Below are 16,114 nucleotides of genomic sequence, written 5' to 3'. Positions count from 1 at the left end.
CTATTTCGTGACGATATTGAGTTGCTTGTCAGCAAACTCATTAAAGTGAGTATTGTTATTCATGCGCTCCATCCAGGCATCAATATTTTTTAATGGAGTGCGTGGACCAGTTTCTTCGGGGAAGGTTTCATTTAATAAAATCCAGCGGTGCACGCATAGGGCAAGGACAATATCACCTAGATGAAAGCGTTCACCCGCGCAGTACTGTTGAGTTTCTAGTGCCTGATCGAGCACACTAAAGTGTTTGTTTGAATTTTGGAATTGTTGACGTATTGCTGGGTAGTTTCTATCGGCTTGCGCAGTGCGTGTCAGCCCCAAAAATGACTGTCTCAAGTCTGGCCACATCGCATTTAATTGCCAATCCATCCATTTTTCAGATTGATACTGACTGTTAATGTCAGTTGGGAAACGGCCTTGCTTATCATGTGTTCGCGCCAAATAGCGCATGATGGTATTGGACTCCCACAGGGCGATGCCCTCATCTTCCAATACGGGTACTAGACCATTGGGATTGAGCTTTAGAAATTCAGGGCTGTTATTTTTTCCAAACTGTAGGCCTGCGTCGATGCGCTCGAAATCCTTACCTTCTTCAAAGCCTAGCTCCAAAAGAGTCCACAGAATCTTTTGGACATTAATAGAATTTTTTCTACCCCATAAGCGCATTTGAATTTCCTTTTTAAGCGGTTTTAAGATCCATTGGATTGAGTCCCACAAATTTGCTGCGCGCAAATATAAGGGGTTCTTTCTCCGGATCATTTTTTAAATTCAAGACCTTTGCCACAATGATGTTGTGATCACCGCCCAAATGGACGGAGACGGTCTCACATTCGTAATAAGCCACACAACCATCAATTTGATTTAAGCCGCTTGCTGCGCGTTGGTGGGCGATATTGACGAACTGATTTTCTTTCACGGTTGCAAAATGCATTGCCAGCGCTTCTTGTGAGCGCTCAAGCACATGAATCAACTGCTTATGCCCAACTTCAAAAAAAGGCATTAAGCGCGAGTGCTTCTTTAGGCTCCACAAAATGAGAGGCGGCTCGAGTGAGACTGTATTAAAGGAGCTAATGGTGATTCCGTGCGATTGATCCTGCGCATCTAAGCAGGTAATGACCGTCACTCCGGTTGCGAAAGAGGCAAATCCCTTGCGTAATTCTTGCGATGTAAAAGGCGTCATTATTTGATGAGTGGGCTTGTAGTGCATTCTGCGTGGGAAAAGGCGAAACCCAAGCCAGAAATTGCGGTTAATAGTAGAATTTTTTTCACAGAAACCTCTTTAGGCAACAATGCTCCTTAGAATAAACCTATTAAGTATTTGTTGTGAGGCTACACACGCTTACAAAAGGAAGTGACATGTTTAAAGCAATCGTAATTAATAAAGATGAGCAGGGCTATCGTGCACAGCTCCAACAGCTTGAAGAGGCTGCTCTCCCTGCAGGTGAGGTGAAGGTAGATGTTCTCTATTCGACCTTGAACTACAAAGACGGTTTGGCCATTACTGGCAAAGGTCCAGTAGTGCGTAGCTTTCCAATGGTGCCAGGCATTGATTTCGCGGGCTGCGTCACTGAAAGCGCCAGTCCTGACTTTAAGGTCGGGGATCTGGTCTTGTTAAACGGCTGGGGTGTGGGCGAAGGCCATTGGGGTGGTTTGGCGCAGCGTGCCAGCGTGAGGGCTGATTGGCTCATTCCGCTTCCAAAGGGTTTTACTGCTAAACAAGCCTTAGCCATTGGTACTGCAGGCTATACCGCCATGCTGTGCATTATGGCTCTACAAAAACACGGAACTAAGCCTAGTGATGGTGAAGTATTGGTTACTGGCGCAGCCGGTGGCGTTGGCAGCTTTGCGGTCAGTCTTTTGAGCAAACTTGGTTTTACTGTTGTGGCTAGCACTGGACGCCTTGATGAGGCAGACTATTTGAAAAAATTAGGCGCCAATGAAATCATTGATCGTGCTTCCCTGTCCGCACCAGGCAAGCCCCTCGCTAAAGAGCGCTGGGCAGCGGTAGTTGATAGCGTAGGAAGTCATACCTTGGCAAATGCCTGTGCCCAAACCAAGAGCGATGGTGCCGTAGCCGCATGTGGTTTAGCGCAAGGCATGGATTTCCCATCATCGGTCGCGCCTTTTATTTTGCGTGGTGTAACGCTGTATGGCATCAATAGCGTGACGGTGCCACGTGCAAAACGCATTGCTGCTTATGAGCAATTAAGTCAATTGGTTGATCTCAATACCTTAGATGAAATCTCTAAAGAAATTTCGTTGCAAGATGCGATTACTTATGCCGACCAATTAATGGCGGGCAATGTGCGTGGGCGCGTGATTGTAGATGTAAATCAATAGGCTTCTAAGAAGCTTGCTCAGGTTTGCGAGCATGAAGTTGCTCCCAAACTTTGAGCTTGTCTTCATTAGTGAGCTCAGACCAAGCGGCGATTTCATTCAGGGTACGATAGCATCCACGACAATACCCATTTAAAGGGTCGATGTCGCACCAATTAATGCAAGGTGATGGAACTGTTATCAAGACAAGCCTAAGATCAAAAATATGAATACAAAAAATCAGTCAGATTCTCAAAGTGCTATTCATTATCCCTTAGGTGATGTATTACCTGAATTGGGGTCAACGGTTGAGGTCGCTCCTGGAGTGCGTTGGCTGAGAATGCGACTTCCTTTTGCCTTAGATCATATTAATTTATGGCTTTTGCGTGACTCTATCGATGGTGTATCTGGCTGGACGATAGTCGATTGCGGTATTGCAAACGAAGAAACGCAGTTGGCTTGGGAGACTGTATTTGCTAGCCAATTAGAAGGTTTGCCGGTGCTACGTGTCCTTGTGACGCATATGCACCCAGATCATATTGGCCTAGCTCAGTGGCTCTGTGAGCGGTTGAAGGCCCCATTGTGGATCTCCATGACCGATTATTTAACGGCGCAATGGTTGAGTCATAAAGAAGGTGGCGCCGCCATAGGCGCTCGAGCCGGAAGTGGCGGCTCGGCTGATCATTTTCAGCGTCATGGATTAAATGCCCCAGAAGACTTAGAAAAAATACGTGGGCGGGCAAATTACTATAGCAAGATGGTCCCTGGGGTGCCACGGCAATACCGCCGCATCATGGATGGTGAAATGATTGCTATCGGCGGTCATGCTTGGCAAGTCATCATGGGTTATGGTCATGCTCCTGAGCACGCCAGCTTGTATTGCCAGGCTCTCGGGGTATTGATTTCTGGGGACATGTTGTTGCCGCGAATATCAACGAATGTGAGCGTGTATGACGCCGATCCGGATGGTGATCCCCTCGGCTTATATCTCGATTCCTTGGAGCGCTATTTACCCCTGCCTGACGACACTTTAGTCCTACCTTCTCATGGCAAGCCATTTATCGGGATGAAGCCTCGTATTGCTCAGCTAAAGACGCACCACGATGAACGCTTGGCCGATACTATGAGCGCCTGCAAAAAACCGGCAACTGCTCGTGAGATAGTGCCGGTTTTATTTAAGCGGGAATTAGATATTCACCAAATGACCTTTGCCATGGGCGAGGCTATTGCTCATCTGAATTACCTACTTCGTCGAGGAAAGTTGGATCGCCAGCTTTGCGACGACGGCGTGTTGCGGTTTTGCGTGCGGTAGGCTTCTTCGCCTTGGTGCTTGCACCCTCAGAAGTTCCCGTAGCAGCAGCTCCTGCAGCAGATACAGCTTCCCCAAATGATTTAAGCGCCATCATGGTGGCATGCTGAACTTCTAGCCCCTGAATGGTTGACTTGAGAATGTTCAGGTTCATGCTCAGCCAGTTTTCGACGCTTTTCAGGTCTTTAATGCGCTTTTCGAGCTCGTCTACGTCTAATCCAGGAAAAGCGGCTCCAAACCCACCTGCCGCCTTAGAGGCATCGGTAGTGAAGGGAAATTGCCCGGGCATTTGGCCTGCGGCCGTTTGCCCCCACATGGTCTTTAGCATGTCCATGCTTTGATTGAATTCTGGAATGGTTCCAAACATATAGACTCCGGTTAGATAAAGAGTGGCATTTACCAATAGAATAAGGGATTCTAGAGAGTTATCCCGGTAAAAAATGCAATCTAATGGTTTATCCCAGCGCTATACGCGCGGTCAGGCGCTTCCCGAGCTTTTAAAGCAACGTATCCTCATATTGGACGGGGCAATGGGGACCATGATTCAGCAATACAAGCTAACAGAGGCAGATTATCGTGGCCAGCCTGCTAAGACACGTTTTAGTGATCACCCGGGCGATATCAAAGGAAACAATGAGTTATTGGTATTAACTCAGCCACAGATTATTAGCACCATTCATGAGCAGTACTTGGATGCTGGCGCAGACATCATTGAAACCAATACTTTTGGTGCGACCTCAGTAGCGCAAGAAGATTACAAGATGGCTGGTTTAGCGCGCGAGATGAATGAAGTTTCTGCTAAATTGGCGCGCGCTGCCTGCGATAAATATAGTACGCCTGATAAGCCTCGTTTTGCGGCTGGCGCTATTGGGCCAACGCCGAAGACCGCCAGCATTTCTCCGGACGTGAACGACCCAGGCGCACGCAACATCACATTCGATGCGCTGCGAGCATCTTACCGCGAACAAATTGAAGGTTTATTTGCAGGTGGCGTTGACCTGTTTTTAGTGGAAACAATTTTTGATACTTTGAATGCCAAGGCCGCTCTATTTGCTTTGGATGAATTCTTTGAGGAAACTGGCGAGCGTTTGCCTGTCATGATTTCTGGAACGGTGACCGATGCTTCGGGACGCATTCTTTCGGGGCAAACTGTAGAGGCGTTTTGGAATAGCTTGCGTCATATTAAGCCCCTGACATTTGGTTTGAACTGTGCTTTGGGCGCTGCTCTCATGCGCCCTTACATTGCCGAGTTAGCGCGTATATGCGATGCAGCCGTTTCCTGCTACCCCAATGCTGGCCTGCCTAACCCCATGAGTGATACCGGCTTTGATGAAACACCGGACATTACTTCAGGCTTAGTTGATGGATTTGCTAAGGATGGCTTGGTTAACTTGGTGGGTGGCTGCTGCGGTACAACCCCGGATCACATTCGCGCAATAGCCAATGCTGTTGCAAAACGAAAGCCACGCGCTTTTTACCGCGAAGCTACTGAGACTGCAGTATGAGCGATAAAAAAGTAATGCCTGCAATGAAGTTGTCGGGCTTAGAGCCATTTAATGTGACAGCAGACGTAGGCTTTGTGAATATTGGTGAGCGTACCAATGTCACTGGTTCTAAAGCGTTTGCGCGCATGATTCTCAATAATCAATTTGACGAGGCATTGGCTGTTGCTCGCCAGCAAGTTGAAAATGGTGCGCAGGTAATTGACATCAATATGGATGAAGCCATGTTAGATTCAGAGGCGGCGATGGTTCGCTTCTTAAATCTCATTGCCTCTGAGCCAGATATTGCGCGTGTGCCCATCATGATTGACTCTTCTAAATGGAGCGTCATTGAAGCAGGTCTTAAATGCATTCAAGGCAAACCCATTGTTAATTCGATTTCTCTGAAAGAGGGTGAAGAACCCTTCAGAAAACAAGCACGCTTGATCCGTCGTTACGGCGCTGCTTCAGTAGTGATGGCTTTTGATGAGCAGGGTCAAGCCGATACCTTTGAGCGTAAAACAGAAATCTGTCAGCGTTGTTACAAAGTGCTGGTGAATGAGATTGGTTTTCCGGCCGAAGATATTATTTTTGATCCGAATATTTTTGCGATTGCTACAGGCATTGAAGAGCACGATAACTACGCAGTAGATTTTATTAATGCAACGCGTTGGATTAAAGAAAATCTCCCCGGTGCAAAGGTCAGTGGCGGCGTATCGAATGTGAGTTTCTCATTCCGCGGCAATGATCGCGTGCGCGAAGCAATACACACCGTATTCCTGTACCACGCTATCCAAGCAGGCATGGATATGGGTATTGTGAATGCTGGCCAGTTGGGTGTGTATGCTGATCTTGATCCAGAGCTACGTGAGCGCGTAGAAGACGTCGTTCTCAATCGCTTTAAAGAAAAAGAAGGTAAAACCCCTACTGAGCGTCTGCTTGAAATTGCTGATCAATTTAAAGGTGGTGGTGCAAAGCAAGTGGAGAATTTGGTTTGGCGCGAAGCGCCTGTGCGTGAACGTTTAACCCACGCACTCGTTCACGGCATTACAAGCTTTATTGAAGAAGATACCGAGGAGTTGCGTGCCCAAATCATGGGTGCGGGCGGTCGACCAATTGAGGTAATCGAAGGCCCACTCATGGATGGCATGAATGTCGTCGGCGACTTATTTGGCGCTGGAAAAATGTTCTTGCCTCAAGTAGTTAAGAGTGCGCGCGTGATGAAGCAGGCAGTAGCCTTACTCATTCCTTACATTGAAGAAGAAAAGCGCCTACACATTGCAGCCGGTGGTGAGGCAAAAGCCAAGGGCAAAATTGTGATGGCGACTGTGAAGGGCGACGTCCATGATATTGGTAAAAATATTGTGACTGTTGTACTGCAATGTAATAACTTTGAAGTGGCTAATATGGGTGTGATGGTGCCTTGCGCAGAAATTCTCAAGCGTGCCAAAGAAGAGAAGGCGGATATTGTCGGTCTCTCCGGTTTAATCACTCCATCTTTAGAAGAGATGACTTATGTTGCGCAAGAGATGCAGCGTGATGATTATTTCCGTGAGCGTCAGATTCCATTAATGATTGGTGGCGCAACGACTTCACGTGTGCATACCGCTGTAAAAATTGCTCCGCACTATGATGGACCAGTGGTTTACGTGCCTGATGCCTCACGTTCGGTATCGGTAGCCTCTAGCTTGCTTTCGGATGAGAGTGCTAAGAAGTTTATTCAAGAGCTGCGTGATGACTATGTACGCATTCGTGAGCAGCATGCGAATAAAAAGGCGGCGCCAACTATCTCATTGGAGGCGGCTCGCAAAAATCGTGAGCTAATTGATTGGGCATCTTATGTACCCGCGAAGCCAAAATTTATTGGTCGTCGCTTATTTAAGAACTTTGCCTTAAGTGATATCGCAAAATACATCGACTGGACCCCTTTTTTCCAGACTTGGGATTTAGCGGGGAAATTCCCAGCTATCTTAAATGACGAAGTAGTTGGAGTTGAAGCTCGCAAAGTATTTGAAGATGCGCAAGTCTTGCTCGACAAATTGATTAAAGGTCAATGGCTGCAAGCTGATGCTGTAGTCGCTTTCTATCCTGCTAATGCAGTAGGTGACGATATTGTTTTATATAGCGATGAGTCGCGTGAACACCCTCTTTTCGTGTGGCATAACCTGCGTCAACAGGCTGAGCGCCCTGTGGTAGATGGCTTACGTCGACCCAATCGCTGCCTAGCGGATTACGTTGCACCAAAGGATTCTGGTGTGGCCGACTACTTAGGTTGCTTTGCTGTGACTACTGGTCATGGTGTTGAGAAAAAAGTCGCTGAGTTTCAAGCCAAGCATGATGACTACAGTGCAATTATGTTGAAAGCCTTGGCTGATCGCTTGGCTGAAGCGTTCGCTGAGCTCATGCACCATCGTGTGCGCACTGATTTGTGGGGATATGCCACGGATGAGATGTTGACCAACGATCAAATGATCAATGAAGAGTACCGTGGTATTCGTCCGGCGCCTGGCTATCCAGCTTGCCCGGCACATGAGGTTAAGGAGGATTTATTGCGTGTCATAGGTTCTGAGGATATTGGTATGACATTGACAGAATCAATGGCTATGAATCCTGCTTCTAGCGTGAGTGGTTTCTATTTGGCACACCCGGATGCCCGTTACTTCAATGTGGGCAAAATCTCCCCTGATCAGCTCGAGGATTTAGCCCAGCGGCGCGGTGATTCTGTTGAGAATGTACGCCGTCAGCTTTCCAGCTCTTTAGATTAAACGCCCCACATGACGGGTTCGCCCATGGAATTGGCTTGCTTCATCAACTCCAAAAAAGGGTAAGCTCGCTGACCCAATCGATCGGCGAGCTTCGGTTTTGTGCTTCCAGGCTCTTCTGCTGTATTAATTTGGGCGCGATCCTCTAAATCCTTCAGAATGGCGGTCTCTAGCATATGAATCAAACTAGGCAATTGTTCTGTAGTCAGGATTCCCCGAGATTCAAGCGGGCGACCCAAGATATCAAATATTCGTTGGGATAGATCAGCCAACATAATGACGTCTGGACCCGCTTTGGAGCGAAATTGATAGATCATTTGTATAGCTTACCACCTGATAAACTCACTGTTCTATGTTGTCAAATAATAAAAACCAATTAATTTCCATGCTGAGCGCTGCCTTGCAGGGGCTTGCTCAGGATCGTGGCTTTGGGGATGTGCCGCAGCCCCGTTTAGAGCGCCCTAAGGCAGTTGATCATGGCGATGTGGCATGCAACATTGCGCTGCAACTCTCAAAGGCCTGGAAGCTCAATCCAAGGGATTTGGCGCAGGACTTAGTTGAGCGCTTACAGCAGCAATCTGGATTCGGTGATTTGATTGCCTCTTGTGAGATAGCTGGCCCCGGATTTATCAACTTTCGCCTCACTAAGGCTGCTAAAACCAAAGTCATTGCAGAAATACTTGGCGCAAAATCCCAGTTTGGCGTGTTGCCGCAAGGCAGCGGCGTAGTTCCAAGCGCCATGATTGAGTTTGTATCCGCAAACCCAACAGGACCACTTCATGTTGGGCATGGCCGCCAGGCGGCACTCGGTGATGCCCTGGCCAATCTATTGGGCACCCAAGGAATTGCTGTACACCGCGAGTTTTATTACAACGATGCTGGCGTGCAGATTGCCAATCTGGCGCTCTCAGTGCAAGCTCGTTTGCAGGGCTTAAAGCCAGGCGATGCGAATTGGCCTGAACAAGCCTACAACGGTGAATATATTGCTGAAATTGCTACAGCCTTCAAAGCATCTCCAGAGTATCGTGAAGACCTCGAGGCTATTCGTCAATTTGCAGTTGCCTATTTACGTAATGAACAAGATATTGATTTAAAAACCTTTGGCGTGCAATTTGATTGCTATTACCTAGAGTCGTCTTTGTATACCGACGGTAGTGTTGCGCAAATTGTGGATGACTTACAAACTATTGGCAAGACTTACGAAGCCGAGGGTGCGCTGTGGTTAAAAACCACTGATGATGGTGATGATAAAGATCGCGTCATGCGTAAGTCGGATGGTAGCTTTACCTACTTTGTACCAGACGTTGCGTACCATACTAGTAAGTGGAAGCGTGGCTTTGAGAAGGTCATTAATGTTCAAGGTAGCGATCACCATGGAACTATTGCCCGTGTTCGCTCTGGCTTGCAGGGCGTTGCTTTAAAACGTGGCTGGGATATTCCAAAATCTTACCCAGACTATGTTTTGCATAAAATGGTTACAGTGATGCGCAATGGAGAGGAAGTCAAAATCTCTAAACGTGCTGGTTCCTATGTCACCGTGCGTGATTTAGTCGAATGGTCTGGCGGGGTTACGCCTGAAATGACTTCTGCTGAGCGTGAGCTTGCACTGCAGCGTGGGCGTGATGCAGTACGTTTCTTTTTGATTTCGCGCAAAGCAGATACTGAATTTGTTTTCGATATTGACTTGGCTTTGCAGCAAAATGATGAGAATCCCGTGTTTTATGTGCAGTATGCACATGCACGTATTTGCTCCATCCTGGCCCAGTGGGGCGGACAAGCTGCTGACTTAGTGGCAGCCGATTTATCCTTGCTCGATAGTAAAGCTTCAGATCACTTGTTGCGCCGTTTGGCTGAGTACCCTGAAGTGCTTGCGGATGCCGCTGCCGATTTGGCGCCACATGCTTTAGCCTTTTATCTGCGAGATCTAGCAGGTGATTTCCACACATTCTATAACGCAGACCGAGTTTTAATAGATGATCAGGCACTTAAGCTGGCTCGCTTAGCACTTCTCTCGGCCACTCGCCAAGTATTGGAAAATGGTTTAAAACTACTAGGTGTATCCGCTCCGGCTAAGATGTAAATTGCAGGCAATGAAGTGAACATAGAAGATGGGGATGTGATGAAAAGATCGAATCAACAAACTGGCTTCATACATCGTGAGAGCAGCAATAGTGCAGAGTACGGCGGCACGATTTTAGGCTTTATTGTGGGTCTGGGCGTGGGTCTGGGCATCGCATTTTTTATCGCCTTTTACATGTCTAAAAATACTCCACAAGAAAGACCTGGGGTACGCGCTCCCAATTTACCGCTCACGATTAAATCCGCCCCAGCGACTGCAGAGGGTGAGACACCAGCCCCAGCTGAACCATTAGATTTGAATAAGGGCTTGAAGGGCAAATCCATGCCAGTCCCGACCTCTAATGGTTCGGATCCAATTGGTGATTTGGTTAATGGCAAAAAATCAACGGATGCCCCAGCCCCTGTGGCTACGCCTAAGGCGGAGTCGATTTATTTCTTGCAAGTGGGCGCTTATGCTCAACGCGCAGACGCTGATGCGCAGAAAGCGAATTTAGCGATTCAAGGTATTTCTTCGCAATTGAGCGAAGTGACTAGCGATGGCAATACTGTATGGCGTGTGCGTGTTGGCCCATTTACTACCCCAGAAGAAAGCAATCCCGTGCGCGATAAGTTAAGTGGCATGGGCGTTAAATCAACCATTATTAAATCGAATAAATCATGATTTCCTTTAATCGAAGACTCATTACTTTTCTTGCACTGATTTCTTTAAGTGGTATTGCTGTTGCCCAGGCTCAAAAATATGAAGAGGGCTTGGACTACCGCGTCCTACCAGTTGCGCAACCAGTCGAAGCTAAGGGCAAGGTCGAGGTGATTGAGTTCTTTTGGTATGGCTGCCCTCATTGCTATGACTTTGATCCAGATCTGATGTCCTGGGTAAAGCGTCAACCCAAAGATGTTGTATTCCGCAGAGTGCCCGTGGCATTTCGTGATGACTTTTTGCCACACAGTCAGTTGTTCTACACCCTACAAGTAATGGGTAAGAGTAATTTAGATATTAAGGTGATGGATACGATTCACCATAGCAACAATCATCTTTTGACGGAGTCTGAAATCGCAGATTGGGCAGTTGCTCAAGGTTTAGACCGCAATACCTTTTTAACTACTTACCATTCCTTTGCGGTGGTATCTAAAGTGCGTGCAGCCAAGCAGCTTGCTGAAGCCTATCGGATTGATGGCGTACCAACCGTGGTGATTCAAGGAAAGTATGTCACTTCACCATCAATAGCTGGAACTAAGGCGAAGGCGCTCTTGGTGATGGATTACTTGGTCGAAAAGGTCCGCAAAGACAAATATAAGTAAACGTTTAGATCGCTAAAAAGCGGCGTACAAACCAGAAGTAAATGGGGTAGGGCAAAATTCTGAGAAATTTCAGAAAGCCCGAAAAACGCTTGGGGAAGTGAATATCAAACTTCCCCTTCTTGATGCCTTGCAAAATTGCTTGTGCTGCCTGATCTGCGCTAATGAGTGCTGGCATATAAAAATCATTTTGCGCCGTTGCCTCCGTGGCAACAAATCCCGGGGAAATCATGTGTACGCTGACCCCGGTTGGCAATAAGTCGTAATAGAGGGTTTCGCAAAAATTAATAATGCCTGCCTTGCTAGGGCCATAAGCAAGCGCTTTTGGTAGCCCACTATAGCCTGCAACGCTACCAACAATTGCAATATGACCGCAGTGCGCTCGAAGCATATGGGGGAGTACTGTAGCTACAGCCCCCATTGGGCCTATAAGATTGGCATCAATGGTTTTTTTCGCGGCTTCATATTCAAAGTTATCGGCGCGCAGAGGAACGTATACGCCAGATACAAACAGTAGGATATCAAGACCACCCCAAAGATTGAGAATGGTTTGATAGCCTTCCTCAACCTGAGATTGCTCTGTGACATCAAGTGGCACAATCAATGCTGACCCCCAGTGATTGTCTTTTGCTTTGGCTGCCATGATATTGAGGCGTTCAACTCGTCTGGCTGACAAGGCTACCTTAGCTCCTGAAGCCATGAGCGCATTGGCGCATGCCTCGCCTATGCCGCTAGAGGCTCCAATAATCCAGATGCGTTTACCAAAAAAGGTATCAATGCCGTTTTGTTTCATGGCTTAGTGTAAATTGCACAACATCAATACTGCGCTCTGAAAACCCAGCAGCACAATACATTAAATAAAAATTCCACAAGCGAATAAATGCCTCATCAAATCCAAGTTGTTTGACTTCTTGTAGTTTGGCATTGAACTGATCTCGCCATATGCATAAGGTCTTGGCGTAGTCCTGTCCGAAGGCAAATTCACCCTCTACTTTTAGACCGGCCTTGGCGGCGCTGGATCTAAACCTCTCAATCGATGGCAGCATACCCCCGGGGAATACATACTGCTGAATAAAGTCAGTGCCAGCACGATACCGCTCGAAAAATTCTTCTGCAATAACGATAGTTTGTATGCATGCTTTACCGCCTGCCTTGAGATTTTTTGCAACAGTCTGAAAAAATTCTGGCCAATGCTTTTCACCAACGGCTTCAAACATTTCAACTGAGGCAATCCCATCGAATTGCTCATTGCAGTCACGATAGTCTTGCAGACGCACTTCAAACCCAGGCGGTCTTGTAAGTTCTTTTTGCACCCCCTCTAAGCGATGCTGTGCAAAGGCCTGCTGCTCGGTAGATAAAGTCAGGCCGGTAATGCTGGTCTGTTTACGCAAAGCCTCTTCCATCACGCCGCCCCATCCGCAACCAATTTCTAAGATGCGATCTCCGGGTTTTGTATTTAATGAGTCCAGAATGCGGGCAATCTTTGCTTTTTGTGCTTCTGCTAGCGATTCTTTATCGGCACCAGAGAACCATGCGCTCGAGTAACTCATCGTTGGGTCTAGCCAAAGGGTGTAAAAGGCATTGCCTAAGTCATAGTGCGCGTGAATATTTTTGCGGCTGCCTTCTTTACTGTTATCCCTGAGCCAATGCTTCAAGCGATAAAACAGGGAGCCAAGCCAGTGCCCGTAAATCGCTTTTTCTAAAACTGTGCGATTGCGAATAGCTAGCTCGAGAAGACTTTTCAGGTTCGATGTGCTCCATTGGCCGCGAATGTAGCATTCCGCAAAGCCAATATCACCATGAGAGAGAAGCTCTTTAAATACAGCCCAGTCTAGAATGTCTATATCGGCATGCAGTTCATCGTTCGGCTTGCCAAATTCTTTTATCTGACCATCTGGGAGTGTCAGACGCAGATGCCCAGCGCGCAATTGCACTAACAGGCTTAAGACTGTTTTGGTGCTCCAGCGGTTTCGGGGTATCAGGGTATTTGGTTTCTCGGCCTTGGAAAAATATAGGCGTGAGAGTAAAGTTTGGCCTGGGCGATTCATCTACTAACCTCAAATTCAGGGGGTGTTGGCTTTGAATGAAAGGGTACACCTTTTACAAATAATTTCAATGCTTGCCAGTGAATGCGCATAACCACACCTAAGCTCATTAGTGGGTAGCGCAAGAAAGCACTATATAGGGCGCGCTTTGAAAGGGGTGAGCTCATTCCGCTGATGCTGGTATTAATCAAGGGCATACCATCTCGGTGTAATTCGATTCTGCAAACACTATTCCTTTTGCTCTGACTATCCTGGGGAAATAAGAAGCGGAAATGATATTCCCCCGTGACATCACAAAAAGGAGAAACATGAAACACCTTTTTACTTTTGAGAGTCTCACCAGATCGTAAGGCCTCACCAGATTCCTTATAAAGTAAATAGCAATGACGCTCGCCAAAGGTGTTATTGACTTCAGCTAAGACTGCTTGTACTTGCCCGTCAGCGCGAGTGCAGATCCAAAAACTGACAGGATTAAAGACGTAAGCAAGTACCCTTGGAAAGGTTTGCAACCAAATTTCACCATCAACATGGGGTATTTGATTTTCTTGAAGAATGTTTTCAATCCATTGCAAGCTGTCAGAGCCGCCTTCACCATGATCTTTGTCAAAGAAAGACAATAATTTATTTTGATTATCCCCAAGACCGCATTTACTTAATAAGTCAGACTCTTTTTTTCGTGAGCGCATGGGTATGGATAAGGTAAAAACACCATATCCAAATGCATTGGATGCAGGCCGAAAACGGCGATGCTTTACCAAGCCAAAATTAATAGTTGCCTGATGCATTTACTGAGTGCTTGAGCTTGGGTTGAATCGCGACGGGGAGTGGATGCTCTCCAGCAAATCCTTGGCTACCAATTCACCTGAGCGCAAGCCATCTTCATGAAAGCCAAATCCAGTCCACGCACCACAATACCAAATGGAGTTCAATCCCTGTATGAGGGGCAATTCTTTTTGAGCCTGAATTGCGCGCATATCAAAAACCGGATGGGCGTATTCAATTTCCGCATGGACGAGTTTTTCATCAGGATTGGTTAAAGGATTTAGGCTCACAATGATAGGCACTTGTTCAATTGCCTGAGGTAAGGGTTGCAGGCGATTGATGAGGTAATGCACGCTGACATGTTTTGTTGAAGTGCTTGCAACACCGGATTTTGCGGTGTAGTTCCAGGCAGCCCAACAACGTTCTGCTTGCGGTAAAAAATGCCGATCGGTATGCAGGATGGCGCGATTTTGTTGATACGGAATCGAGGCCAAAATATGCTTAGCTTCTTGGGTAATTCCATGTACCAGCCCAAGTGATTGATCGCTATGACAGGCCATGACTACCTCATCAAACCAGCTAGACCCAACTTGGCTCATTACTTCAACCATGGGCTGAGCCTCAGAGGCCGCATTGATTTGATGAACGCTTTCGCGGATTATTTTTACCTGGTGACTTTCTAATACCGCTACAAGTCGTTTCACATATTCACGTGAGCCACCTTTGACAGTAAGCCATTGGGGTCGATTTTGAATCTGGAGTAAGCCATGGTTATGGCAAAAGCGCACCATGGTTTGAATCGGAAACTCCAGCATTTGTTCTACGGAGCAAGACCAGATTGCACCAATCATTGGCAGGAAATAATTTTCCCGAAAACTAGAACTAAAGCGGTAACGATTTAGAAATTGATCAATTGACTCTTGTGGTTCTAGGTAATCGGTTTCATTTGCAATGTGCTGATGAGCGAGCTTTGTTGCCAAGCGATTAAAACGGAGGATGTCATAAGCCATTCTCCAAAAAGACGGCGATAACAAATTTACTCTTTGGCCAAAAAAGGAATTGAGATCATTGCCCGCCCACTCGATCTTTTTGTGAAAGAAGGAGGAGCGTCCTTGGTCAATCGAAACAGAAAATGACATTTCTGATGCGCTAATTGGCACGGCAATTTCTTCAAAGAGTCTGACAAGGCGGGGATACGTTTTGCGATTGAAAACCAAAAATCCTGTATCAATCCCATGGGTGATGGGTCCTGCTGGTGTCTGCAGGGTCATATCAACGGTATTACTATGGCCGCCAATATGCGAGCCACCCTCGAAAATCGTGACTTCTATATTTGGATCATTTCTTAGTGCGTAGGCACATCCAAGACCGGATATTCCTGCGCCAATAATGGCAACTTTTTTCTTGCTCACTATATTTTTTCCTGTAGCAATTTTTCAATTGCATTCACAATGCTTTCGCTGGTGGGTTTAGTCATGCTGTTATAGGAATCGATCACATTGCCATTGCGATCTATTAGGTATTTATAAAAATTCCATTTCGGTGTGGTGCCCGTTTTTGCAATGAGCATCTTAAATAATGGGTTGGCAGAAGACCCGCTGACTGATGATTTAGCAAACATGGGAAACTTGACGTCATAGGTATTTTTGCAAAAGTCAGCAATTTCCTTATTGCTGCCAGGCTCTTGTTGTCCAAAATCATTTGATGGAAAGCCCAGAACAACCAGCCCCTGATCTTTGTATTTGGCATACAGTTTTTCAAGGCCGTCGTATTGACTGGTAAAGCCACAATAACTGGCTGTATTGACCACCAGAATGACCTTGCCCTGGTACTGACATAGGTTTTGAGGGGTCTCATCTTGCAAGCGGGGGAAGGTATGGGAAAGTAGAGGACTGCATGTAGCCGGCGCAGCGTGAACCATTCCGATCATAGAAGTGAGAAGAAAAAAGGCAATTAAGCTAGTACTGAGCAGGCGCTTGATCATGGTCTTTGGCGTTGTAATGGATAGCGCCCAGTCTAAGACATTCTGGACAATATCGCTGGGATTTAGTCAATGCTATTAATATT

17 protein-coding genes are annotated in these 16,114 nt (G+C 46.7%); 7 read left to right on the top strand and 10 right to left on the bottom strand.

From position 1 onward, the window contains the following. Entirely contained in the window at positions 1 to 663 is a 663-nt protein-coding gene (locus BOQ04_RS08905) for a glutathione S-transferase family protein (protein ID WP_076024393.1), read from the bottom strand. 13 nt (positions 664 to 676) lie between these two features. Next, positions 677 to 1,177 (bottom strand): flavin reductase family protein, encoded by a 501-nt coding sequence (locus BOQ04_RS08900; RefSeq protein WP_076024392.1) that lies wholly within the window; start codon positions 1,175 to 1,177, stop codon positions 677 to 679. A gap of 176 nt (positions 1,178 to 1,353) precedes the next feature. On the opposite strand from BOQ04_RS08900, the gene acuI reads away from it, so the two are divergent. After that, a complete protein-coding gene (gene acuI / locus BOQ04_RS08895) occupies positions 1,354 to 2,337 on the top strand; it encodes an acrylyl-CoA reductase (NADPH) (RefSeq protein WP_076024391.1) in 984 nt (327 codons plus the stop codon). A gap of 4 nt (positions 2,338 to 2,341) precedes the next feature. Here the strand turns inward: acuI and BOQ04_RS08890 are convergent, their stop codons facing one another. After that, positions 2,342 to 2,518, bottom strand: a complete 177-nt coding sequence (locus tag BOQ04_RS08890; RefSeq protein ID WP_083657578.1) for a DUF1289 domain-containing protein — start codon at positions 2,516 to 2,518, stop codon at positions 2,342 to 2,344. Between the two features lie 21 nt (positions 2,519 to 2,539). Here BOQ04_RS08890 and BOQ04_RS08885 point away from each other — a divergent pair, with 21 nt between their 5' ends. Continuing rightward, complete coding sequence (locus BOQ04_RS08885) at positions 2,540 to 3,625, top strand: MBL fold metallo-hydrolase (protein WP_076024389.1); 1,086 nt, start codon at positions 2,540 to 2,542, stop codon at positions 3,623 to 3,625. Here the strand turns inward: BOQ04_RS08885 and BOQ04_RS08880 are convergent. Beyond that, a complete protein-coding gene (locus tag BOQ04_RS08880; protein WP_076024388.1) occupies positions 3,537 to 3,989 on the bottom strand; it encodes a PhaM family polyhydroxyalkanoate granule multifunctional regulatory protein in 453 nt (150 codons plus the stop codon). The two genes, BOQ04_RS08885 and BOQ04_RS08880, sit on opposite strands and share 89 nt — an antisense overlap. Before the next feature lie 73 nt (positions 3,990 to 4,062). Between BOQ04_RS08880 and BOQ04_RS08875 the strand changes: the two genes are divergently transcribed. Next, entirely contained in the window at positions 4,063 to 5,127 is a 1,065-nt protein-coding gene (locus BOQ04_RS08875) for a homocysteine S-methyltransferase family protein (protein WP_076024387.1), read from the top strand. Next, on the top strand, positions 5,124 to 7,868 hold the full coding sequence (gene metH, locus BOQ04_RS08870) for a methionine synthase (RefSeq protein WP_076024386.1): 2,745 nt from the start codon (positions 5,124 to 5,126) through the stop codon (positions 7,866 to 7,868). The genes BOQ04_RS08875 and metH overlap by 4 nt, the downstream gene beginning before the upstream one ends. On the opposite strand, the gene BOQ04_RS08865 is transcribed toward metH, so the two are convergent. Next, complete coding sequence (locus BOQ04_RS08865) at positions 7,865 to 8,182, bottom strand: DUF1840 domain-containing protein (protein ID WP_076024385.1); 318 nt, start codon at positions 8,180 to 8,182, stop codon at positions 7,865 to 7,867. The two genes, metH and BOQ04_RS08865, sit on opposite strands and share 4 nt — an antisense overlap. 35 nt (positions 8,183 to 8,217) lie before the next feature. Between BOQ04_RS08865 and argS the strand changes: the two genes are divergently transcribed. Genes argS through BOQ04_RS08850 form a run of 3 tightly spaced genes read left to right on the top strand, consistent with a single transcriptional unit; the run spans position 8,218 to position 11,243 of the window. Beyond that, entirely contained in the window at positions 8,218 to 9,945 is a 1,728-nt protein-coding gene (gene argS / locus BOQ04_RS08860) for an arginine--tRNA ligase (RefSeq protein ID WP_076024384.1), read from the top strand. 39 nt (positions 9,946 to 9,984) lie between these two features. Further along, positions 9,985 to 10,605, top strand: coding sequence for an SPOR domain-containing protein (locus BOQ04_RS08855; RefSeq protein ID WP_076024383.1), 621 nt, complete (start codon positions 9,985 to 9,987; stop codon positions 10,603 to 10,605). Beyond that, the gene (locus BOQ04_RS08850) at positions 10,602 to 11,243 is read left to right on the top strand and encodes a thiol:disulfide interchange protein DsbA/DsbL (protein ID WP_076024382.1); all 642 of its coding nucleotides are present in this window, start codon (positions 10,602 to 10,604) and stop codon (positions 11,241 to 11,243) included. Before BOQ04_RS08855 ends, BOQ04_RS08850 begins: the two co-directional genes overlap by 4 nt. Positions 11,244 to 11,247: 4 nt before the next feature. Here BOQ04_RS08850 and BOQ04_RS08845 read toward each other — a convergent pair whose 3' ends face one another. Genes BOQ04_RS08845 through BOQ04_RS08825 form a run of 5 tightly spaced genes read right to left on the bottom strand, consistent with a single transcriptional unit; the run spans position 11,248 to position 16,031 of the window. Further along, a complete protein-coding gene (locus tag BOQ04_RS08845) occupies positions 11,248 to 12,033 on the bottom strand; it encodes an SDR family NAD(P)-dependent oxidoreductase (protein WP_076024381.1) in 786 nt (261 codons plus the stop codon). Continuing rightward, complete coding sequence (locus BOQ04_RS08840) at positions 12,014 to 13,288, bottom strand: SAM-dependent methyltransferase (protein ID WP_076024380.1); 1,275 nt, start codon at positions 13,286 to 13,288, stop codon at positions 12,014 to 12,016. The genes BOQ04_RS08845 and BOQ04_RS08840 overlap by 20 nt, the downstream gene beginning before the upstream one ends. Next, positions 13,285 to 14,070, bottom strand: a complete 786-nt coding sequence (locus tag BOQ04_RS08835) for a DUF1365 domain-containing protein (protein ID WP_076024379.1) — start codon at positions 14,068 to 14,070, stop codon at positions 13,285 to 13,287. The genes BOQ04_RS08840 and BOQ04_RS08835 overlap by 4 nt, the downstream gene beginning before the upstream one ends. Beyond that, entirely contained in the window at positions 14,071 to 15,459 is a 1,389-nt protein-coding gene (locus BOQ04_RS08830) for an NAD(P)/FAD-dependent oxidoreductase (protein WP_076024378.1), read from the bottom strand. It abuts the gene before it with no gap. Beyond that, positions 15,459 to 16,031, bottom strand: a complete 573-nt coding sequence (locus BOQ04_RS08825; RefSeq protein WP_076024377.1) for a glutathione peroxidase — start codon at positions 16,029 to 16,031, stop codon at positions 15,459 to 15,461. The genes BOQ04_RS08830 and BOQ04_RS08825 overlap by 1 nt, the downstream gene beginning before the upstream one ends. Positions 16,032 to 16,114 lie beyond the last annotated feature (83 nt).

The organism is Polynucleobacter sphagniphilus, assembly GCF_001953355.1.
GTDB lineage: Bacteria > Pseudomonadota > Gammaproteobacteria > Burkholderiales > Burkholderiaceae > Polynucleobacter > Polynucleobacter sphagniphilus.
This window is presented reverse-complemented; position numbering and strand designations above follow the sequence as displayed.